This window comes from Melioribacter sp. (genome assembly GCF_049325435.1).
GTDB classification, from domain to species: domain Bacteria; phylum Bacteroidota; class Ignavibacteria; order Ignavibacteriales; family Melioribacteraceae; genus Melioribacter; species Melioribacter roseus.
Genome location: NZ_JBMOLD010000004.1, coordinates 43,095 through 64,099, shown reverse-complemented (window position 1 = coordinate 64,099; position 21,005 = coordinate 43,095). Strand labels below are relative to the sequence as shown.

Genomic DNA, 21,005 nt, shown 5'->3' with positions numbered 1-21,005 from the left:
CTAAAAAAGTAACGCTATTCTTATATTTCACTTACTAATGAACAATTTATCGGAACTAGAATGAAGACAAGAAACTTTCTGCTAATCCTCCTCTTTCTGTCCGGGTATGTTTTACATGCTCAAACGGACAAGCTGAAACAACTAGACGAATACATCCAAAATTCAATGGCAGACTGGGAGATGCCCGGTTTTGCGGTTTCGATAGTAAAAGACGATTCGGTTATTTTTGCCAAAGGATACGGAGTAAGAGAGTTCGGCAAAGACGAGAAAGTCGATCAAAACACCCTTTTTGTAATAGCTTCCTGTTCGAAAGCATTTACAACCGCAGCGCTTGCAATTCTGGTAGACAGAGGGAAAATAAATTGGGACGACAAAGTGATCGACTATCTTCCCGATTTTCAGATGTACGACCCGTGGGTTACAAATGAAATTACAATTCGCGATCTTGTAACTCACCGGAGCGGATTGGCTACATTCAGCGGCGATTTTTTGTGGCTCGGTTCGAATTACGATCGGAAGGAAGTCGTTCGACGAGCGCGGCGCCTTAAACCGGTTTCGAGTTTTCGTTCGAAATACGGATATCAAAATATTATGTTTATTACGGCGGCGGAAATTATCAAAGCCGTAACCGATACTTCGTGGGGAGATTTTATAAAAGAGCATTTCCTGCTTCCCTTGAAAATGGTCAACACAAACACGTCGTACAAAGAACTAGCCGTTTCCGAAAACAAAGCGAGGGCTCATTACAAAAAAGACGGCGAGATTAAAGTTTATACCGACATTCAAAAAGACAATGCAAGCGGGGCGCTCGGAATCAATTCTTCGGTTAACGATTTGGCTCAGTGGATTCGTCTTCAACTTAATCGAGGTAAAATCGACAGTCTCGTAATATTTAGCGAAGAGCAGTCGAAAGAAATGTGGTCGAATCAGACTGCATTCGGCGAAATGAATTACGGTTTGGGCTGGTTTATAAGATACCGCAACGGGAAACGAATGCTCTATCACGGTGGCGGAATGCCGGGTATGATTTCGACCGTGGCGCTAATACCCGAAGAAAATGTCGGCTTTGCCGTATTGAGCAATATGGAAACGGGAATGGTATCCGCCATACGCGATTATATAGTCGATTTGTTTACGGGCGCAGAGCCGAAGGATTATAATAAAATTATGATAGAAAAATGGAACGAACGCCTTCAAAAGTACGAAGACGAACTCAAAAGACGGGAAGAAGTCAGAGTTAAAAACACATCGCCTTCGCTTCCGCTCGAAAAATATTGCGGCAAATACGAAGATAAAATGTACGGCGAAGCCGAAGTAAGCATGAAAGACGGCAAACTCTTTTTGCAATTTATTCCCACGCCTACTTTCAGAGGCGTTCTGAATCATTATCATTACGACACTTTCTTTATCGATTGGAAAGACGAATTTTTGACGCGCGGTTGGATAAAATTCGACATGGACTTCGAAGGAAACGTAAAGCGGTTCACTCTGGAAGTTCCCAATTCCCCCGATTTTATTTTCACGGAATTATTGTTCGAAAAGAAAAATTAATACGCTGAAACCAATTTAATCAACAATCATCTAACGGTAGTCATGAAATATTTAAAAATCAAAAACAGCAACGACGAAATTCCGATTGGAAAAATCGTCTGCGTAGGCAGAAACTATGCAGCGCACGCATTGGAACTCGGAAATGAAGCGCCTGAATTTCCGGTTATCTTTCTGAAAGCGGCATCGAATGTAATTTACTCGGGCGAGAAAGTAATTCATCCCGATTACTCCGAAAATCTTCATCATGAGGCGGAGCTTGTTCTTTTAATCGGTAATACGGTCAAAAATGCCGACGATTCAGCCGCAGAAGAAGCTATAGCGGGATATGCCGCAGGACTCGACATGACGTTGAGAGACCTTCAAAAAGAATTTATGGAGAAAGGCGACCCGTGGACTCTTTCCAAGTGTTTCGATACCGCCGCGGTTCTGTCGGAATTTGTATTGAAAAAAGATTATAAACTTAGAGGCGACGAAACCATCAAACTTTCGGTCAACGGAGAATTAAGACAAAACTCATCCATAAAAAATATGATGTTCGACCCGGTAAAAATAGTAAAATACATCTCGTCTAAAATGACTCTCGAAAAAGGCGATCTTATATTTACAGGCACGCCGGAAGGAGTCGGCAGAGTTGTGCCGGGAGATGAAATTCACGCAGAACTCGAAAATATCGGAACCATCGATACGGAAATAATCAAATAAGGAGAATCATCCATGCCAGTTTACGAATACAAGTGCAATGACTGCGGAAAAAAATATGAAATTTTTCATAAGTCGATAACCAATCCCGGCGAGGTTGAATGCCCGGATTGCAACTCCAAAAATTATAAAAAGCTCCTTTCTTCATTCAGCGCTTCAACCGAAAGCGCTTCATTCGACTCTTCGGCGGGGTGTTCCGACGGCAGCTGCGGCGTGCCTTCATTCGGCGGCTGCACAACTGGAACTTGCGGACTCAATTAATTTTAAAGGCTTCGTCGTTTATCCGGCGAAGCCTTTCAAGTTATTCGCCCAGACTCTTTTGTTTCACTTTTTGATTTATTTTAATCAGCTCCGGCTTCTTCTCAAATAATTTGAGTACGTCTTCGAAATAAAAGAGCTTATTCGGCTTATACAGATTTTTATAAATTTGTTTCATCAGTTCGTAATCATCCGCGGTATCCACCGTCCACCTGTGAAAAGAAAAATCCCGATCGTTTTCGTAACTGACTATTTTGAAGATGTCGGGGCGCTGATAAATATACGGAGTTACGTGTTCGCGCTCGTATTTTTCGTTGGCGCACCTGAAAGCTTCGGCAAGCGCTTCAAAAGAAAATATTTCAGCGTCCAATCCGCGCGGGAATGTCCTTTTGATTGTATTGCTCAAGTAGTCGACTTTCTCAGTCTCATTCAGACGCAAATATTTATCGATCATTTTGTCGATTACGACCGGATCGATTGCGGGGCAGTCGGAAGTGACGCGAACAATCGTATCGGCTTCATAGTCTACAGCCGCCTGGTAGTATCTTGAAAGCACGTCTTCGGAACTTCCTCTGAAACAATCGATTTTATTTTTCTCACAAAATTCTTCGGTAGCGTCGTCTTCGGGCAAGTCCGTAGTCGCCACAATAATATTTTTAATTTTTTTCGAGTGCGAAAGGCGATTAACAACGTGCCATAAAATCGGTTTGCCTTCGAGTTCTTTGAAAATTTTTCCCGGCAGCCGCGTAGAACCGATGCGGGCTTGAACTATGGCGCACACGTAATTTGTAACGGTTTTTCTTCTCATAAATTCCTTTTTTTATTTTGCCACTTTATTTAGGATATGAATCGTATGGAAATTTTTGCGCTAAATATTCACTGCAAAAATTGCCTCTTATTCAAATATTTCATTATCTCATCGAGATAATTTTTCAAGTCGGGTATTTTTTCAAACAATAAATTAATTTTCTCAGCTGATTCGTTGTCATTTTCTCCATACTCATGCGATAATTCATTCCTTAGTTCTCTCAAACTTTTCCATCGTTCATAATCGCTAATGATTTCCAATTGTTCTAAACGATTGAAAATATCTATCTGAGATTTATTTGCAACTTCTTCGTCCAGCATAATCAAAACACATTTAAATAGTTTATTGCCAATTGCATCTTGCAATTTAGTGAACCTGTAAATGAGCTGATCCATAAGCGCAATTTCATCGTCGTTAAGTTGAGACAAATTGTCGGTAGAATATGGAAAACGCAGTTTAAGCTTTCTAAAAGCATAATCCATTCTCTTAAGATGCAGATTACACTCTTTGATTACGGATTCGAGTATAAATTTGTTTTTGCTCACAACCGTATACCTTCGCTTTTTGCCACATGATATATAAATTTTTTACTTGAAAAATTATTTATTATAATATCGATTTTCTGTTCGCCCAGTTCTTTGTGTAGTTCAGCCAGCATTTTTATTTTTCTGTCTATTATATTTTGAAAGACATTTGTTTCGATATACAAATCAATATCGCCCCCTTTTTTTGAATCGTCCGTACGCGAGCCGAACAAATAGACAGAAGCATTCTCTCCGAAAAATTTTTTCGTTGCCTTTTTAATAATTTCAATATCTCTTTCGCTCAAGCGCATATGATTCGATAAAATTAGTTCTCCATTAATTTAGCAAAACAAACGACAAATCATTCATTCGAATAGCTCCCACTTCAAAGGAGTTCCTTTTTTTATATCCGTTTTAGCTTTTCTTCCTAAAATTTGTTTCAAATATTTCGGATGCAATCCGTAGGAAGGACGAATCGATCGGACGTTTTCTTCCGTAAGCGGCTGGCCGGCTTTTATATCTTTTACGACAAAGAGCGAGCGCGCAAACGTTCTGCTTTTTTTTATTTTTTCATTAATTTCGAACGAGGCTTTGCCCAGGGCTTTTTCGGCGTTTCTGATCTCTTCAACCATTTTTTTGAATTCGTCGGGTTCAAGCGAAAATGCCGAATCCGGACCGCCTAAGTTTCTATCCAGGATAAAATGTTTTTCTATAATTCTGGCGCCGAGCGCCACAGCGACTACGGGCGCAACGGTTCCCATCGTGTGGTCGGACAATCCGACCGCCGTATTGAATTTTTCTTTCATATACGGAATTGTATTCAGGTTTGCATCCTCGATTGGAGCCGGATAGGAAGAAGTGCATTTCAAAAGCGCAATCTGATCGTTGTTCATTCGTTTACAAGCGTCGATGGCGTCTCTTATATCTTCTTCGGTTGCAATGCCCGTCGAAATTATCATCGGCTTTCCTTTCGATGCGGCGTACTCGATCAGCGGTATGTCGGTTATTTCAAATGAAGCGATTTTATAGGCGGGCACATTCATCTCTTCAAGAAAATCAACCGCCGTTTTGTCGAACGGCGACGAAAAACAGATAAGTCCGAGTTCCCCGGCAATTTTTTTCAGATGCGGCTGCCAGTCCCACGGCGTATAAGCTTTTTGATAAAGCTGATATAATGTGGTTCCGTCCCAGATAGTGCCTTGCTTTATTTGAAAATATTCGTTGTCGCAGTCGATTGTGATTGTGTCGGGCGTGTACGTTTGGAGCTTTACGGCGTCGGCTCCGCACTCCTTGATTGCTTTGATTGAGTCGATTGCCGTCTGAAAATTCTGATTGTGATTTGCGGAAAGCTCGGCAATGATAAAGACTTTTTTATCCGTGTCGAAATTTTCTATAATCACTTTGTCACCTCTCAAGTAGAAACTTTTTGAACAGTTCGTTATTAATCAATTCTTCGCCGTCGGGTTTATATCCCGCGGCTTCGAACGCCCGCAGGGACGCGCTGTTATGAGGCAGTATGTATGCGGTTATCGAGCCTACATTTTGATATTCATTGAATAATCTGCGCGAACCTTCTTTAATAATTTTTTTGGAAAGTCCTTTCCCGCGGAAATTTTCCGTCAGGCTTATGCTTACAACGGCGGAATTGTTTTCTATTTCGAAGCGAATCTGTCCGATAAAATTATCCTCGCGGTCGAACGCCAGCAGAAACAAATAATTATTATCGTCTATTTTTCCGTCGAACCATATCGTATGTTCATCCCACGCTATCGGTTTTTTGTTAATCGACTGCAACCTTACCGACGGATCGTTCGACAATTCGTATACAATTTCAGAATCTTCAGATACGGCTTTTCTCAAATAAAATTTATCGACAGCGCATTTTCTTTCGATAAGATAGGAAACGACCCGGCGGCTGCCCTGTCCGTCCACTTTTTTTCTGCCGGCGCTGCCGCATTTTTTGCGGATGCCGATCGACTTGAATTTTTGAAGCTGTTCGGCAATTTTTTTCATACAATTAATTTCATTGTAAAAAATCGGTTCAATCAGAAAGCCGGATTTGCTCCATTCGAGGATATTGTTTTTCTGATTATCCGCAACAACAACCGCGATTGACGGAGTTCCGGTAACGGCGAGCTCGTATAATGTTTGACCCGCAGCGGTAATAACAACATCGGCGGTCAGCATCAATTCTTTAATCTGTTGGGCGTTCAGCAGGTTATAAAATTTTACGTCTTTATAAAGCTCTTTCAACTTTTCGATTTCGCCGTTTTCTTTATTGCCGAATACCGCATGAATTACCGCTTCCGGATTAATTTCCCCGACTAATTTCACAACGGGGATGGTAAGATTCCTAACATCCTGCCCGCCGAATGTAATCAGAATGTTTTTTATTTCTTTATTGTATTTACGCTGCGCGGAATCCCAGAACGGTTTTCTAATCGGTATATATTCGGAACCGAGAAGAAAATCGTAGCCCGTTTTTTTTTGATACGGAAAATTCTCCGCATTGATTGTTCCGTTCAATATAATCGATTCGGGATAATCGATTCGGAGATTATCGTCAATTATAAGTAGACGTTCGCAAAAATTCGATATTTTTTCGTAAAACTCTCTGCCGGCAAGATAAGAATCGATTATAGCAAAATCGCTGTTGATTATTTTCTTAATCAATTGAGCGGGATGATTCAGCCAGTCAATAATTTCGAAACGGGCGCCATTTAAATACGAAGCGCATTTATCGTCGCCGTTGATATAGAAACGGGGTATAATTCTTCTTTCCTCGAACGCCTGATACAGCGAGAGACACCTTGTGATATGACCGTATCCGGTATTCTGAAATCCTTCTGTAATAATTGATATTTTCATTTCATTGAATCGAGCGCGCCGACTATTGATTCGATAATATACTCCAGGTCTTCTTCATTAAGTCCGGGATAAATCGGAATCGATACTTCCCTTTTATAGAATATCTCCGCTATCGGGAAATCTCCTTCCTTGAAGCCGAATTTTTTTCTGTAAAACGGTTGAAGATGAACGGGAATATAATGCACCTGCAGAAAGATATTCTTCTCTTTCATTTTATCGAAAAATTCCTTTTTAGAAATTCCGAGTTCGTCGAATTTTATCTGCAAGGAATAAAGATGGTACGCATGTTTGGAATTTTCGTTAACCTTAGGAATTATGAATCTGTCGTCGTTCTCAAAAAATTTATCGTAATATCCGGCAATTTTTCTTCTTTCAGTAATAAACGAATCGAGTTTTTTTAATTGAGAAATTCCGAGCGCGCATTGAAAATCCGTAATCCTGTAATTGAATCCTACGTCGTGCATTTCGTAGTACCAGGGGCCGTCGATTTTTTCGAGTATGCGAGGGTCTTTAGTTGCGCCGTGAGTTCTGAATGTTTTGACTCTGTCGATAAATTCCCGGTCGTTCGATAGTACGGCTCCGCCTTCTCCGGTAGTGAAATGTTTAACCGGATGGAAACTCATATTGACCGCGTCGGCATAATTAACGGCATAATGATAATCGTTTTTATATTCCGCTCCCGGCGCGTGGCAGTAATCGTTTATAAGCTGGAATCCGTATTTTTTCTTTAAGCTCTTTAAAGCTTCCCAGTCGCACGGATGTCCGGCATAATCGACTGCAACCACGGCTTTAACGTTAATGTTTTTTGCGCGGTAATATTTGATTTTTTCCTCGAGTTTCTCAGGATCGATTGTGTAGTAACGCTCGTCGATATCCGCAAAGTCGACGTTTGCGCCTACATAGATTGCGCAGTTGGCGCTTGCAAGAAATGTTATCGGGGTTGTAATGATTACATCTCCCTTCGACCAGCCGAGTCCTAGAGCAATCAAATGTAATCCGGCTGTACCGTTCGAACAGGCGGCGGCATATTGAGAGCCGAATTTTTCCGACAATGCTTTTTCGAATTCGCTTACCTTCGGTCCTTGCGTAAGCCAATCGGATTTGAGAACTTCAACTACCCTTTCAATGTCGTCGTGGTCTATATTTTGCTTTCCGTATGAATAAGTTTTCGATTTCATATAAATTTCCTTCAGGCTACTACAACGTTTTTCTCGATTAATTCGCGCAACTCTTCAACCGTCAGGAAATGCGGATTGGCTCCGCTGTTGTATGAAAAGCCGTATTCACAGAATTTTCCCGGTTGACCGTTGCTTTTCAATCTGAATTCCTCGGTATCCCACAATTTGAGATTCGGATCGTTGCCCAATTGAACCGACGGCAGTATTACGAAATAATCGTCGAATTCGAGTGTATTGAGCGCGTCCGCCTGAGTAATCATTTCTTCGTGGATTTTTTCGCCCGGACGAATGCCGACCACTTCCACTTTACATTCGGGAGCCACTGCTTTTGCAAGGTCTAAAATTCTGTAAGAAGGAATTTTTGGCACAAAGAGTTCGCCGCCCCACATTCTTTTAAAACTTTCGAGAACGAAATCGACTCCCTGTTGAAGAGTAATATTAAAGCGCGTCATTCTTTCGTCGGTAACGGGCAAAACTCCTTCTTTCCTTTTTTGAAGAAAGAAGGGAATTACCGAACCGCGGCTGCCCATCACATTCCCGTAGCGCACAACGGAAAACTTAATATCGTGAGCGCCTTTGAAATTATTTGCGGCAATAAAAAGTTTATCGGATGTCAGTTTGGTGGCTCCGTAAAGATTGACCGGCGCGGCGGCTTTATCGGTACTGAGCGCAATTACTTTTCTGACGCCTTTTTCGATGCAGGCATTGATTACATTTTGTCCGCCGATCACATTTGTCTTAACGGCTTCGAACGGATTGTATTCGCAGGCGGGTACCTGCTTTAAAGCCGCCGCGTGAACTACGTAATCGACGCCTTCCATTGCCTTCTTGAGCCTTTCTTCATCTCTTACATCGCCTATAAAATAACGCATCAGTACGCCTTCTTTTCTGTAGGTGGGATTGTGCTGCATTTCGAACTGCTTCAGTTCGTCCCTGCTGTAAATAATAATTTTCCTCGGTGTGTGTCTTTTTAATACGGTTTCAACGAATTTCTTTCCGAACGAACCCGTTCCGCCTGTAATCAGAATTGTTTTGCCGTCCATAGTTCTCCTGTATTTTATCCAGACAAATTTATGAAAATTATAGCTGATTTATCCTTCTGTTTATAAATCAAAATTCCTTTCCGAACGAAAATCCTCCGAACGGAATAATCTTTCCGTCGAATAAAAACGGAGTAAAACTTATTCCTAAAAACAATCCGTTACGCGCGACCAACGTGTAATTTAATCGCGCTGTAAACATCAGTCCCGAACCTTCTAACGATTCGTCGTTCATTATTTTATAATTCGAATAAACATGCCAGCTTAGAATTCCCGCTCCTACCGAAAAATAATTTTCACCCGCGTAAATTCTGTAATTAACCAGCGCCGGGAACGCGCTTGCGTCAGAAACAAACATAAAGCCGGCTCTGACGCTCAAATTTTCAAATACGATTCTTTCATAATTGATCGAATATCCGCCGGCATTGCCAAACACCTCCGCATAAATCGAATTCGGTAAATTCTGGGCGGGACTAATTCCGTATAACAATGGCATCATGCAAAAGCACGCATGCAAAACCAATCGGAACCTTTTCATCTTATTAACGTCATCTTTTTCGTGGTTGAATAGCCGTTATAAATAAACCTGTAAAAGTAAATTCCAGAAGGAAGATTAAAGCCGTCGGAATCGAAATTGAATTTATATAAACCCGGCGGGTAATATCCGTCGGCGATATTTGTTATTTCCCTGCCAAGCATATCGAACACGATCAGTTTTACGTACCCGCCCGATTCGAGTTTGAATTTAATTATTGTCGACGGATTGAAAGGATTCGGATAATTCTGGTATAATTCAAAACCGAGGGGAATTTCCGTTCCGGCCGAAACGTTCTGCAGCCGATCGAATTTAAAAAGCGCATAAACCGGCAAATGATCGCTGGCTGAGATTAAAGAGTCCGCCAGCTCGATTCCGAAATGATTCGAACCGGAATTTACCGGCATCCCGAAATGATTGCCGTCGTTTCCCACGATTGTATACGAGCCGTCTATATATTCGATTCCTCCCGGGTCTTTAACCGCCTGTGAAATAAGTATCATATCGAACCGGTTTGTCAACTCGGTGGCGGAATAACTGTGCGTATGCTTGAAAAGCGGATTGTCGTTCCATTCTCCGATTGCATCGATCGGGTCGATAAAATAACCCGGGAAAGAACGGTCCGTCAATTTAACTATAGCCGCTTCTGAACCGTTGAGCGTATTGAAGTCGCCCAAAACAATATAATCTTTGTCTTCGGAATACCGGGAAGTAACGTTTCGCAATACGTTTGCCTGAAGAAACCGTTTGTACAAATTTTCGCTGTTATCGCCGTATCTTTCGTTTGCTTTTAAATGCACGGAAAAAATAATAAGCGTGTCGCCCGTGGTTTTATTTACCACGGGAAATTCGTTAATCGGTCTTGTTACTGCGTCGTGAATTATATTTCCAAGCGATTCAACTCTGTCTTCTTTATAAAAAAGAGCGCTGTTCATTCCGGTCGAAGCGATAAATTCCGCCGCTTTATATTTATACTCAAGCACATATTCCATAAACTGATTAACGGAAGCTTTATCGACAACTTCCTGACAAACCAGTATATCGGGATCGATTTCATTTATAACGTATTTCAACGCGGGATTGTCCCAATCAAGTCTGTCCGGATTGTCGGCCGTAGGGTTATAAGGCGTATATTGATGAATATTATAAGTCATAATTTTCAACGTGTCCTGGGCGTTTAAAAACCCCGCTGCAAGAAAAAGAACAATCGTAAAGAAACGTTTCATTTAAAATCCCAATTAGTTATTATTACTTTTGGATATTTCAAAATAACTAAATATGAAATTAATTAAAATAATTCCATTATTGGCGATATTAATCGCATGCGGCGGCAATTTTCCGGAATTGATCGACCTTTCCCGATACGAATTCCATCTTGTCAATCAGGACGGCAAGAATGTTGTTTTCCCGCAGAATATCAAAGGAAAAATAACCGTCGCGGGTTATATCTTTACAAACTGTCCCGATATCTGTCCGCTTACCACAAACAACATGCGTCTATTGAAAGAAATGTTGAAGCGGGAAGGAATAAGGGACGTAAATTTCGTGTCGATCAGTTTCGATCCGGCGAACGACACTCCCGAAGTTCTGAAAAAATACGCGGAAATAAGAAATCTCGACACCGACAACTGGGAATTTCTTACGGGAAGCCGAAGCGAAATCGATTCGTTAATGAAAACCGTTGAAGTCCTGGCCGTACCCGGCGATTCGACGACATTAGCCGACGGAAAAAAGATCTATTATTACGTTCACACCGACAGAATCCAATTAATCGACCGGGATGGAGTGGTGAGAAAAAACTATCCCGGCAGTAAACTTAATCTAGAAGAAATATATGCGGATATCAAAAAATTAATGTAAGCGGAGCAAAGCGTTATGAAAAGAATATTATTGTTGACCATTTTTCTGCCGATATTATTAAACGCGCAACAATCGAAATTAAAAATCGAAAATGCGTGGGCGCGTCCTGCGGCTTCTGGGCATAATTCCGCTCTTTATATGACAATTTCGAATACGGGCGATTCGGAAGATACTCTTTATACGGCTAAATCGGCGGCGGCGCAAATAGTGGAAATTCACGAAACCTACAAAGCCGGCGACGACATGATGGGCATGAGGGAAGTTGACCATGTCGAAATTCCCCCTGAATCGAGCGTAAGTTTTAAGCCGGGCGGACATCATATAATGCTCATTGGCGCAACGAAAGATTTAAAAGCGGGAGATACAATTAAAGTTGACCTTTTCTTCAGGAAAAACGGCAAATTAACTGTTGAAGCAACGGTAAAATCGTTTTGATACCGACAAACTTGCTGAATTTCTTTCCGAAAAGCAGTTTGATTTTACGGTGGCAATCCGCCGGAAAACACTTCGGATTGAAGTATAAACGCTAAAAATTCTTATTTTTACGGTAAAAGAAAAAGGAATCGTATTATGAAATTTCACCTCGTAACAGGAGCCTGCGGATTCGTAGGCAGAAATACCGTCAAACAACTACTCAAACGCACCGGAGATTATGTTATAATGGTCGACGACCTGTCGGTCGGAACTCATCCGACCACATGGCTCGAAGACCCGGTTTCGAAAAAATTAAAGGATATCGAAGTTTTCGGTAAAGACGAACGTTTGTTTTTCTTTCGAACGGATATTAGAAAATTTTTAAACAAGCTTCAGGAAGACGCAGACTGGCTGAAAAGAGAATACGGATTGAAGATAGAACGATTCGGGGACGTATTCCATTTTGCGGCGATAGTCGGCGGACGCGCAAAAATAGAAGGCGACCCGATGGCTGTAGCGCTCGACCTTTCGATCGACGCGGAATTTTTCAACTGGATTGCCAAGTCGAAACCCGAAAGAGTTCTCTATCCGAGCTCCTCGGCTGCATATCCGATTAATCTGCAGGCGGAAGGAAACGCAGTCGCATTGAAGGAATCTTACATTGACATCAACGGCTACACCCTCGGAAAGCCGGACATGACTTACGGATGGACTAAACTTACCGGCGAATATCTGGCAAAGATTGCAGCCGAACATTACGGAATTTCGATTGTTTGCATACGTCCTTTTTCCGGATACGGCGAAGACCAGGATTTGAGTTATCCCGTTCCTGCAATTGCAACCCGCGCCGCTCGAAAAGAAGACCCGTTCGAAGTTTGGGGCACCGGTCAGCAAGGCAGGGATTTTGTACATATCGACGACGTGATGGATTGCATGTTTCTGGCAATGGACAAAATTCACGACGGCACGGCTATCAATATCGGCTCGGGTAAATTGACTTCTTTCATTGAATTGATACAACTTTTCACAAAATTTGCGGGTTACTCGCCCGCCATCAAACCGTTGACCGACAAGCCGATGGGCGTCCATTCCCGCTACAGCGACATGAGTTTTGTAAAACAATTGCTTGGGTGGGAACCCAGAATTTCTCTCGAAGAAGGGATGAGACGAGTTTATGATGTGGCTGTAGAAAGAATAAAAAACAACAAATAATTAATAGTCATGAAAAGAATCGTCATCTTCGGTCCCGGTCCGCAATTCAAAGGCGGCATTGCAAACTATACGACATCGCTTGCAAAATCTTTGAGCAAATTGGGAGCGGAAGTTTATATAGTATCGTGGACGCAGCAATACCCCTCCATCATACCGCGTGATTTTATCGACCGATCGAGTAAGAAAAACTTCCTGGAAGGCACCCCGGTCAAAATTGAATATATAACAAACTATAATAATCCTTTTTCCTGGAATAAAACCGTTAAACTTATAAAAAGCATAAACCCCGATATTGTAGTTTTTCAATGGGCTATTTCCGTACAGGGATTGCCGATGGGCTATATTGCTAAAAAATTAAAAACGCGCTGTAACTGCGAGATTATATTCGACCTGCATGTGGTAGCGCAAAAAGAAAGCAGCATACTGGACAAAATTTTCCTTAAATACGCTCTGAAAAAACCGCATACTTTCATAGTTCATTCACTTAAAACATTTCAGGAATTGCAGGAAATTTTTCCGAAACAAAAATTTATTCTGGTCGACAGGCAGCCCAGAGCCAAGCACACGGAATTAGCCGGGAAAGGGATTCAACAGGTAATACGTCTTTATCACCCGATATACGATATGTTTACGCCCGATATCAACATCGACCGCGAAAAAATAAAAGCGGAGCTCGGACTGAAGAAATATGTTTTCCTTTTTTTCGGCTTTATACGAAAATACAAAGGCTTGCACAATGTAATTCCCGCATTTGCAAAGTTAGCTGCAGAGCGGAACGACGTATCGCTGTTGATTGTGGGCGAGTCCTTCTGGCAGACTTTGGACGAAAAGAAACTATCTACTAAATTAAAAAAGAAAATTTTCGGATTTATCAAAAAACTCGTTACAAAAGAAAAAGACGACGAAAGCAGTTACAGACCGCTTGAATTGATCGACAAACTCGGCATTCGCGACAGCGTTGTCGTAATCAACAGATACGTGCCAAACGAAGAAGTCCATAAATATTTTCAGGTGGCCGATTGCAACGTCCTCTTTTATGAAGTCGCCACTCCATCCGGAGTAGAATCAATGGCGTATAACTTCAATCTGCCTTCGATAGCCACTGCGGTAGGCCATTTTCCCGAGACAATCAAACACGGTTACAACGGATATCTTGCCGAACCGAACGACATCGATTCAATGTATAAAGTAATGAAAGATTTTATTGAAAACCCGATTCCGCGCGGCAGAATCGAGGAGCAGGCAAAGAAAATGAGCTGGGGAAATTATGCAAAAGCAATTCTAAATCAATAAAGTATTAAAAAATTAATACGGTGAATAAATGAGCAAGCAAAAGAAGGGTGCAAACCAACCAAAAGAATACGGCTTTACTATCGAAAATCTGATTCCCGAAAAATACAGAACGGCGTTATTACTTGGGATAATTATCCTTCTTTTATTCGTATTTTTTTCGCCGGTCATGTTCGGCGATAAGACAACTACTTCAGGCGATTTGGTTCAAATCAAAAGTATGCGGCAATATGCTTTGAAAGAGCGCGAAGGCGTATCTCTATGGAATCCGTATATATTTTGCGGAATGCCTGCGGTAGTGACCTCGATGTCGCCTCGTTATTACGATTTAACGGCAATGCTCTATTCGTACGCTTCCAGAATTTATTCGGCGGCGTTCAAGAATTACAACGCCATTTATACTTTCAATCTGTTATTGCTTGCTTTCACGGCATTTTTCTTTATGAGAAATTTTGGAGCGTCGCGCGGCATTGCTTTCATAACGGCAGTATCGGCGGCATTCAGCACGGGTATTATAGTGCTATTTTTTATAGGGCACACTACAAAACTGATGAGCCTTTCTATCTTTCCATTCATTATGATGATGCTATTTAAATTCCAAAAAGAAATTAAAATTCTGGACGTCTTATTGTTTATTGTCGGTTTACATATACTGGTTTTCGGAGCTCACGTTCAGATTGTTTTTTATTTCGGGCTGGCGGGGCTCGTTTATTTCATTTATTATTTTGCCCACGCAATTGCGACAAAAAATAATGTTTTGAGAAATCAACTGTTTAAATCGATCTTAGTATCGATTGCCGCGGCGGCAATAGCCCTATTAATGTCGTATGACACTTACGGACAGTTATTCGAATATAAGCCGTATTCCACGCGAGGCACGGAGAGTATTGTAGAAAAAGAGAACAAAAGCGCGCAAAGCGAATCCGATTTTTATCAATACGCAACAAACTGGTCTTTTTCTCCCGGCGAAGTATTAACTTTCGTTGTGCCTTCTTATTACGGATTCGGACGCTCGACTTATAAAGGCCCTCTTACAAACAATCAAGCCGTTGAAGTTAACACGTATTTCGGTCAAATGCCTTTTGTGGATACGGCTATGTATATGGGAGTAATCGTTTTTGCGCTCGGAATAATGACGATATTTTTGCGCTGGAAAGACCCTGCAGTGCGTTATTTTACAATCGTTGTACTATTCTTTTTGCTGATTTCCTTCGGACGAACATTTCCCGTAGTGTACAATTTTATGTACTATTATTTCCCTTTCTTCGATAATTTCAGAACCCCGTCAATGATACTTCACGTAATTCAAATTATCTTTCCCGTGATGGCCGGACTGGGTTTAATGAAATTGGCGGAGTTGAGGAAAGAAAAAAACACAGCGCGCCTGAAACAATTCAAAAACACGGCTCTCGTTTTTTCGGGACTTTTTGTTTTTTCTATTATTTTCGGCGGCGTTATATCGGATTGGTTTGTTTCGAGAGTGAACGGTTATGCGGCGGCTCTGAGCAATCAACAACAAGCGCAAATGTTCAACGCCCTCTCGGGGTATATGGCGGATATGTTCCGAGGAGATCTGCAAATAGCCATGGCTCTTCTTAGTCTTACATTCGGATTGATTTATGCTTATCTGAATAAAAATATTGCAAAAGAGGTATTATTAAGCGCTGTTGCATTCCTGATAATATTCGACCTCTTCAGGATCGGCAACCGCGGTGCTCACTACGAAGATTCCAAGAGAATTGAAGAAATGTTCCGCCAACCCGAATATGTAACCGCAATTAAAAGCAGGAACGATAAAGAACCGTTCAGAATATTAAATCTGAAACAGGACGGATCGTTGGGGTCTATTTCCAACAACGGAAATTTTAACGTTTATTTTCTGCTGGAAGATTTCTTCGGATATTCTGCGGTAAAACCGAGGGCATATCAGGATATAATCGACGTGGTCTCGCCGGCAAACGTTACCCTCTGGCGAATGGCAAATGTAAAGTATATCGTAACGGACAGACCGTATAATCCGGCAGGGTTGACGCCGATTTATCAATCGCAAAACACTTTTGTTTACGAAAATCAAACGGCGCTTCCCAGACTCTATTTTGTCGATACAGTGGAAATAAGAAAACCGATCGAAATACTTAAAGCCGTTGCCAATGACGAATTCGATCCGAGAGAAAAGGCTTTTATTGAAAGCGGTAATTTGGAAGTCGACGGAACCGACACAACGACTTCGTTGACCATTACTTCTTACAGCGACGAAAAAATAACGGCAAAAACCGCAACGTCGGGCGATAACTTCCTTGTATTTTGCACGACTTACTTGCCGGGATGGAAAGCTTTTGTAGACGGTAAAAAGACCGAAACATACAAGACGAATCATGCGTTTATCGGAATAGTAGTGCCCGAAGGTTCTCACGAAATCGAATTTATTTACAAGCCCGATTCTTTTGTTGTCGGCAAGAATCTTTCTCTGATACTTAATATACTTCTCTTTGCATCGATTGCCGTTACAATCATTTTTACCAAGAAAAAGAAAACAAGCGATAAAAAATGATTGAGCGGCTCAAAAGTACGCTGAGAGATACTTTTGTCTACAGTCTGAGCAATATGGCGCCAAAAATAATCGGCGTCGTACTTCTTCCGATTTATACGGCTTATCTGACGCAACAGGATTTCGGCAAGTGGGACCTTCTCGACATAACAACAAACATACTCGCGGAAATCTTCCTGCTCGGTCAAGCCGCCTCAATCATATTTTTGAACAACAGCTCCGAATACAAAACCCGGAAAAAAGACGCCCTTTTTACAGTAACGCTCTTTCTTGTATTCGTGTGCGCTCTCCTTATTCTGGCGGGCGAACTTTTGATAAATACTTATAACGATTTGGAAGCCGCCTTCTTAATCAAGCCTGTTTACATAAGACTTATAGTATGGATAGTTTTTTTTCGCACGCTTAATAATCTTTTTTTGTCGAAGTTCCGCGCCGAAGAGAAAGCGTTTTTCTTTACGGCGGTCAGCGTAACAAAATTGATATTGATCGCAGCCGGCATTATCTACGCTCTGACGGCATTGAACAAAGGATTGGAAGGAATATTTACAGCCACATTGATAGGCGAAGCCGCTACGGCTCTGTTCCTGCTTATAAAATTATTGAACCAGATGTCGTATCGTTTCGACAGCGAACTTTTGAGAGTGTCGTTCAAATTCGGATTTCCCCTGGTATTCGGCACAATCGGAATTATGCTGCTTAATTTAAGCGACCGTTATATCATAACTTATTTGCTGGGTCCGGAATCGAACGCAATTTACGGTTTGGGCTACCGCATAGCCGGCGTGCTCAATATGTTTTTGATTATGCCTTTCAGCTTGAGTTTGATGCCCATAGCTTATAAATACTACGGAGAGCAAGACGACAAAAGATTTTTCAGCAAATTAATGACGTATTCGTCTTTCATGTTTCTTTGGGGAAGCGTTGCAATTTCGCTCTTCAGCAGGGAAGTGGTGGGATTATTTGCCGAGAAACCGGAATACTATTCCGCTTATATGGTTGTGCCGGTTATTTTGATTTCATATTCGCTCAGCGGCATGCGTATTACCGCATCGCTTGGAATGATGCTCACAAAAAACACAAAACATATTGCAACCATCACTTTGAGCTCGGCTCTCCTAAATATCGCACTCAACTTTATTTTTATTCCCATCTACGGCATTATGGCGGCGGCGTTTAATACCTTGATAGCATTTATAATATTTTATCTGGCAACCTTAATCGTATCCGGCAAGCATTTTAAAATACCGTTCGAGCACAAAAAAATTTTACTGCTGTTTTTTTTCGGAATAATCTTCTCGGCTCCCGTTTACATATTGCCCCGGGATACGATTTATTTGTTCTTAAAAATTATTTTGATAGCAGTTTTTCCGTTTGTACTTTTACCGTTCGGTTTTTACGAAGAGCGGGAACTGGAATATATTAAGGATCCTCGGAAATTATTAACTACGTTATTAAATTCAATTACGGGAACGAAAAATAAAGAATGATGAAAAAAGTACTTATTGTATCGTATTACTGGCCGCCTTCCGGCGGAATTGCCGTACATCGTTGTTTAAAATTCGCCAAGTATCTGCGTGAGTTCGGATGGGAACCGATTGTTTGTACCGCCGAGAACGCCGAGTACCCGGTTATCGACGAATCGAATTTCAAAGATATTCCGGAAGGCATGACTCAGCTGAAAACTAAAATCTGGGAGCCGTATAATTTATTTAAGTTGATTACCGGCAAGAAAAAAGAAGAGCGGATTCACAATGTATTTCTGGAAGAAGAAGAACATACTTTTGCTCATAAACTCGGCATATGGATCAGGGGCAATCTTTTTATACCCGACGCCCGAAGATTCTGGATACGTCCGGCATCCAAATATTTAATAAAATATTTGCAGGAAAACCGCGTTGATGCCGTATTTACAAACGGTCCTCCGCATACAAACCACATGATTGCATATAAAATCAAAAGAAAGCTCGGCATTCCGTGGCATGCCGATTTTCAGGACCCGTGGACTCAGGTTGATTATTTTCCACAGTTAATGCTTAATCCGGTTTCAAGAAAAATACACGAAACGATGGAACAGCGGGTATTTAAATATGCCGACCGGATAACTATTTGCAGCAATACATGGAAACGCGACCTCGAATCGATCGGGGCAAAAAACGTTGGCGTTATTGTATGGGGTTATGACGAAGACGATTTTAAGAATATAAAAGAGCCTCTTTCAGATAAATTCACGCTCAGTCATTACGGAAGTCTGGGCCCCGACAGGAACGCAAAAACACTCTGGCGGGTTTTGTCCGAATTGGCAAAAGAAGACGACAAATTCGCCGAGGACCTCGAAATTGAACTCGCCGGTTTTATAGGCAAGCCGATTATAGATGAAATTGAAAATCTTGGACTGAAAAAAAATCTTAAACTTCTGCCTCATCTCAGCCGCTCGGAAACTTTAAAAAAGATGCATCGATCCCAAGTGTTGCTGTTAATCCTCAACGATATGCCCAATGTTAACGGCAGACTGCCCGGAAAACTTTTCGAATATCTTGCTTCGAGAAGGCCCATACTGGTAGTAGGACCGGAAGAAAGCGACGCTTCCGAAATTGTTACACGAGCAAACGCCGGAGTAACATGCGATTTCAGAGATTACGAAAAAACCAGAAAAACAGTCACTGAACTATACGAAAAATTCAAAAAGAAAGAACTCGCGTCAAACGAAACGGATATTTCCGAATACACAAACAGAAATTTGACAAAAAAACTAGCCGGTTATTTAGATGAAATTACCGGAAAGCAACAACATTAACAGCGTATGAAAAGAGAATTCAAAGTATTATGTTTTACAGACGATGCAACGGGCAGAGACGTTGAAATGCTCCTGCCGATAAGGTATTTCGCCGAACGTTTTCTTAACTGTAAATTTTATCACGCGCTCAATATCGACATTCATCAAATATATCGCATTAAACCTGATATTATCCTGTCTGCCAATACGATCGGTTCCAATCTTTACTTTGAAATATCTCGAATCGCTCATTTACAAAACATCCCTCTTTTTGCGCTTATATCGGAAGGCAATTTCAGAACCGACGGGTCGTTTAACATCTGGGGTTTTAACAGGGATAAAAAATTTTATCAGGAATATGTATGCTGTTGGAGCCGGCGCACTGCGGATTTCCTGAAAAAGGAAGCGCCGGAAGCGGCCGACAAAATTGTGGTCACCGGCGGCGTCGGTTTTGACAGGTATTCAATTTACGATTTCATGAAAAAAGAAGACTTCTTAAAAAAATATAACAAAGAGAATTTCTCGAAAGTTATCGGATATGCTGGATGGGCGTTCGGTAAAAAAGACCATAAAAGAGGCAGGGAAGAGCTCGTTTCTTTCTTCAAAGGCGACGAATCGAAACTCGAATGGGTAGAGGAACAAAGGATTGCAGTTCGCGACATACTTAAAGAAGCTATCGAGAATAACTCCGACATTCTTTTTATATTAAAACAACACCCTCAGGAAAACGCGCCCGAGCGTCCCGAACCGGTTGTGAACGAGATGAGCGAACTGGCTAATTATCCTAATGTAGTTTATTTATGCAATGAAGAGTCGATTCACGATTTAATTTCCGTCTCCGATATATGGACGTGTTTCGAATCGACAACGGCTCTTGAAAGCTGGCTGATGGGCAAACAAACCGTCTTTATTAATCCCGATCCGAATTTTAACAGGGATCCGCTTTACAAAGGATCCGCCCTTGTAAAAAATTACGACCAATTCGCGCAAACGATATACGAATACTACGCTACCGGAAAAATATCAGAATTCTTTTCCAGCGAAAAATCGGAAACGAGGAAGGAATTAATCAAGAATATCATCGGTTACGGAGACGGTCTAAACCACATCCGCGCTTCTTATTTCTTCAAGAAAACCCTCGATAAAATATCCGAAGGAAAATTCAAGCCGATTTACAAACTACACGCCTGGCATTTCATTGTTTATCTGCTTATCCGAATTGCGGCTCCTTTTTACAATCGTAAAATCTATTCCAGACTTTATAAATTGAAAAAACATCTCTGGGTTTTCGAGAATTATAAAATGGACAAACTTGAAAAGTTGTATAAAACTTACAAAAAATACTTTGACAAGTTCTATAAAAGAAATAACATTCATGGTGATATTTTGAATGCTGAAAATATTAATAATATTTTCTAAATTTATTTAGTACAAATCCAAAATACGA

20 protein-coding genes are annotated in these 21,005 nt (G+C 41.3%); 11 read left to right on the top strand and 9 right to left on the bottom strand.

Translation table 11 applies throughout. From position 1 onward, the window contains the following. Positions 1-60: 60 nt before the first annotated feature. Genes ACOYVE_RS03815 through ACOYVE_RS03805 form a run of 3 tightly spaced genes read left to right on the top strand, consistent with a single transcriptional unit; the run spans position 61 to position 2,511 of the window. The gene (locus tag ACOYVE_RS03815) at positions 61-1,551 is read left to right on the top strand and encodes a serine hydrolase (protein WP_422880875.1); all 1,491 of its coding nucleotides are present in this window, start codon (positions 61-63) and stop codon (positions 1,549-1,551) included. 42 nt (positions 1,552-1,593) lie between these two features. Then, positions 1,594-2,253 (top strand): fumarylacetoacetate hydrolase family protein, encoded by a 660-nt coding sequence (locus tag ACOYVE_RS03810; protein ID WP_422880873.1) that lies wholly within the window; start codon positions 1,594-1,596, stop codon positions 2,251-2,253. A 12-nt stretch (positions 2,254-2,265) separates the two neighbouring features. Continuing rightward, positions 2,266-2,511, top strand: a complete 246-nt coding sequence (locus ACOYVE_RS03805) for an FmdB family zinc ribbon protein (RefSeq protein ID WP_422880871.1) — start codon at positions 2,266-2,268, stop codon at positions 2,509-2,511. Positions 2,512-2,551: 40 nt separating this feature from the next. On the opposite strand, the gene ACOYVE_RS03800 is transcribed toward ACOYVE_RS03805, so the two are convergent. The 9 genes from ACOYVE_RS03800 to ACOYVE_RS03760 form a co-directional block, all read right to left on the bottom strand. Then, positions 2,552-3,316: a cytidylyltransferase domain-containing protein gene (locus tag ACOYVE_RS03800; protein WP_422880869.1), complete on the bottom strand. Its 765-nt coding sequence runs from the start codon at positions 3,314-3,316 to the stop codon at positions 2,552-2,554. A gap of 68 nt (positions 3,317-3,384) precedes the next feature. Further along, the gene (locus ACOYVE_RS03795; protein ID WP_422880867.1) at positions 3,385-3,861 is read right to left on the bottom strand and encodes a HepT-like ribonuclease domain-containing protein; all 477 of its coding nucleotides are present in this window, start codon (positions 3,859-3,861) and stop codon (positions 3,385-3,387) included. Further along, complete coding sequence (locus ACOYVE_RS03790; RefSeq protein WP_422880866.1) at positions 3,858-4,151, bottom strand: nucleotidyltransferase domain-containing protein; 294 nt, start codon at positions 4,149-4,151, stop codon at positions 3,858-3,860. Before ACOYVE_RS03790 ends, ACOYVE_RS03795 begins: the two co-directional genes overlap by 4 nt. A gap of 54 nt (positions 4,152-4,205) precedes the next feature. Then, positions 4,206-5,240: a pseudaminic acid synthase gene (pseI, locus tag ACOYVE_RS03785; RefSeq protein ID WP_422880864.1), complete on the bottom strand. Its 1,035-nt coding sequence runs from the start codon at positions 5,238-5,240 to the stop codon at positions 4,206-4,208. A 4-nt stretch (positions 5,241-5,244) separates the two neighbouring features. Then, positions 5,245-6,708 (bottom strand): GNAT family N-acetyltransferase, encoded by a 1,464-nt coding sequence (locus ACOYVE_RS03780; RefSeq protein ID WP_422880862.1) that lies wholly within the window; start codon positions 6,706-6,708, stop codon positions 5,245-5,247. Next, positions 6,705-7,886 carry a UDP-4-amino-4,6-dideoxy-N-acetyl-beta-L-altrosamine transaminase gene (pseC, locus tag ACOYVE_RS03775; RefSeq protein WP_422880860.1) on the bottom strand — a complete coding sequence of 394 codons (1,182 nt, stop codon included), beginning with the start codon at positions 7,884-7,886 and terminating at the stop codon, positions 6,705-6,707. The genes ACOYVE_RS03780 and pseC overlap by 4 nt, the downstream gene beginning before the upstream one ends. Positions 7,887-7,897: 11 nt before the next feature. Beyond that, positions 7,898-8,929 carry a UDP-N-acetylglucosamine 4,6-dehydratase (inverting) gene (gene pseB, locus ACOYVE_RS03770; RefSeq protein WP_422880859.1) on the bottom strand — a complete coding sequence of 344 codons (1,032 nt, stop codon included), beginning with the start codon at positions 8,927-8,929 and terminating at the stop codon, positions 7,898-7,900. A 67-nt stretch (positions 8,930-8,996) separates the two neighbouring features. Beyond that, on the bottom strand, positions 8,997-9,425 hold the full coding sequence (locus tag ACOYVE_RS03765) for a hypothetical protein (RefSeq protein WP_422880857.1): 429 nt from the start codon (positions 9,423-9,425) through the stop codon (positions 8,997-8,999). A 35-nt stretch (positions 9,426-9,460) separates the two neighbouring features. Beyond that, positions 9,461-10,687: a T9SS type A sorting domain-containing protein gene (locus ACOYVE_RS03760; RefSeq protein WP_422880855.1), complete on the bottom strand. Its 1,227-nt coding sequence runs from the start codon at positions 10,685-10,687 to the stop codon at positions 9,461-9,463. Between the two features lie 52 nt (positions 10,688-10,739). Between ACOYVE_RS03760 and ACOYVE_RS03755 the strand changes: the two genes are divergently transcribed. The 8 genes from ACOYVE_RS03755 to ACOYVE_RS03720 all read left to right on the top strand — a co-directional run bounded on the left by ACOYVE_RS03755 (position 10,740) and on the right by ACOYVE_RS03720 (position 20,977). Continuing rightward, entirely contained in the window at positions 10,740-11,321 is a 582-nt protein-coding gene (locus ACOYVE_RS03755) for an SCO family protein (RefSeq protein WP_014855828.1), read from the top strand. Positions 11,322-11,336: 15 nt separating this feature from the next. Beyond that, complete coding sequence (locus ACOYVE_RS03750) at positions 11,337-11,756, top strand: copper chaperone PCu(A)C (protein ID WP_422880853.1); 420 nt, start codon at positions 11,337-11,339, stop codon at positions 11,754-11,756. 135 nt (positions 11,757-11,891) lie between these two features. Next, on the top strand, positions 11,892-12,947 hold the full coding sequence (locus tag ACOYVE_RS03745) for an NAD-dependent epimerase/dehydratase family protein (protein WP_422880852.1): 1,056 nt from the start codon (positions 11,892-11,894) through the stop codon (positions 12,945-12,947). A 9-nt stretch (positions 12,948-12,956) separates the two neighbouring features. Next, the gene (locus ACOYVE_RS03740; protein WP_422880850.1) at positions 12,957-14,240 is read left to right on the top strand and encodes a glycosyltransferase; all 1,284 of its coding nucleotides are present in this window, start codon (positions 12,957-12,959) and stop codon (positions 14,238-14,240) included. Between the two features lie 28 nt (positions 14,241-14,268). Continuing rightward, complete coding sequence (locus tag ACOYVE_RS03735) at positions 14,269-16,788, top strand: YfhO family protein (protein WP_422880848.1); 2,520 nt, start codon at positions 14,269-14,271, stop codon at positions 16,786-16,788. After that, positions 16,785-18,272: an oligosaccharide flippase family protein gene (locus ACOYVE_RS03730; protein WP_422880846.1), complete on the top strand. Its 1,488-nt coding sequence runs from the start codon at positions 16,785-16,787 to the stop codon at positions 18,270-18,272. The genes ACOYVE_RS03735 and ACOYVE_RS03730 overlap by 4 nt, the downstream gene beginning before the upstream one ends. Beyond that, the gene (locus ACOYVE_RS03725) at positions 18,269-19,579 is read left to right on the top strand and encodes a glycosyltransferase (protein WP_422880844.1); all 1,311 of its coding nucleotides are present in this window, start codon (positions 18,269-18,271) and stop codon (positions 19,577-19,579) included. The genes ACOYVE_RS03730 and ACOYVE_RS03725 overlap by 4 nt, the downstream gene beginning before the upstream one ends. 6 nt (positions 19,580-19,585) lie before the next feature. Further along, positions 19,586-20,977, top strand: a complete 1,392-nt coding sequence (locus tag ACOYVE_RS03720) for a BFO_1060 family glycosyltransferase (protein WP_422880843.1) — start codon at positions 19,586-19,588, stop codon at positions 20,975-20,977. Positions 20,978-21,005: the final 28 nt, after the last annotated feature.

Bases quoted from the DNA above. Each gene is read 5' to 3' on its own strand.
- ACOYVE_RS03745 (WP_422880852.1), top strand. From the start codon at position 11,892: ATGAAATTTCACCTCGTAACAGGAGCCTGCGGATTCGTAGGCAGAAAT.
- ACOYVE_RS03780 (WP_422880862.1), bottom strand. From the start codon at position 6,708: ATGAAAATATCAATTATTACAGAAGGATTTCAGAATACCGGATACGGT.
- pseC (WP_422880860.1), bottom strand. From the start codon at position 7,886: ATGAAATCGAAAACTTATTCATACGGAAAGCAAAATATAGACCACGAC.
- ACOYVE_RS03805 (WP_422880871.1), top strand. From the start codon at position 2,266: ATGCCAGTTTACGAATACAAGTGCAATGACTGCGGAAAAAAATATGAA.
- ACOYVE_RS03790 (WP_422880866.1), bottom strand. From the start codon at position 4,151: ATGCGCTTGAGCGAAAGAGATATTGAAATTATTAAAAAGGCAACGAAA.
- ACOYVE_RS03725 (WP_422880844.1), top strand. From the start codon at position 18,269: ATGATGAAAAAAGTACTTATTGTATCGTATTACTGGCCGCCTTCCGGC.
- ACOYVE_RS03815 (WP_422880875.1), top strand. From the start codon at position 61: ATGAAGACAAGAAACTTTCTGCTAATCCTCCTCTTTCTGTCCGGGTAT.
- ACOYVE_RS03755 (WP_014855828.1), top strand. From the start codon at position 10,740: ATGAAATTAATTAAAATAATTCCATTATTGGCGATATTAATCGCATGC.
- ACOYVE_RS03740 (WP_422880850.1), top strand. From the start codon at position 12,957: ATGAAAAGAATCGTCATCTTCGGTCCCGGTCCGCAATTCAAAGGCGGC.
- pseB (WP_422880859.1), bottom strand. From the start codon at position 8,929: ATGGACGGCAAAACAATTCTGATTACAGGCGGAACGGGTTCGTTCGGA.
- ACOYVE_RS03760 (WP_422880855.1), bottom strand. From the start codon at position 10,687: ATGAAACGTTTCTTTACGATTGTTCTTTTTCTTGCAGCGGGGTTTTTA.
- ACOYVE_RS03735 (WP_422880848.1), top strand. From the start codon at position 14,269: ATGAGCAAGCAAAAGAAGGGTGCAAACCAACCAAAAGAATACGGCTTT.
- ACOYVE_RS03720 (WP_422880843.1), top strand. From the start codon at position 19,586: ATGAAAAGAGAATTCAAAGTATTATGTTTTACAGACGATGCAACGGGC.
- ACOYVE_RS03750 (WP_422880853.1), top strand. From the start codon at position 11,337: ATGAAAAGAATATTATTGTTGACCATTTTTCTGCCGATATTATTAAAC.
- ACOYVE_RS03765 (WP_422880857.1), bottom strand. From the start codon at position 9,425: ATGATGCCATTGTTATACGGAATTAGTCCCGCCCAGAATTTACCGAAT.
- ACOYVE_RS03730 (WP_422880846.1), top strand. From the start codon at position 16,785: ATGATTGAGCGGCTCAAAAGTACGCTGAGAGATACTTTTGTCTACAGT.
- ACOYVE_RS03800 (WP_422880869.1), bottom strand. From the start codon at position 3,316: ATGAGAAGAAAAACCGTTACAAATTACGTGTGCGCCATAGTTCAAGCC.
- ACOYVE_RS03810 (WP_422880873.1), top strand. From the start codon at position 1,594: ATGAAATATTTAAAAATCAAAAACAGCAACGACGAAATTCCGATTGGA.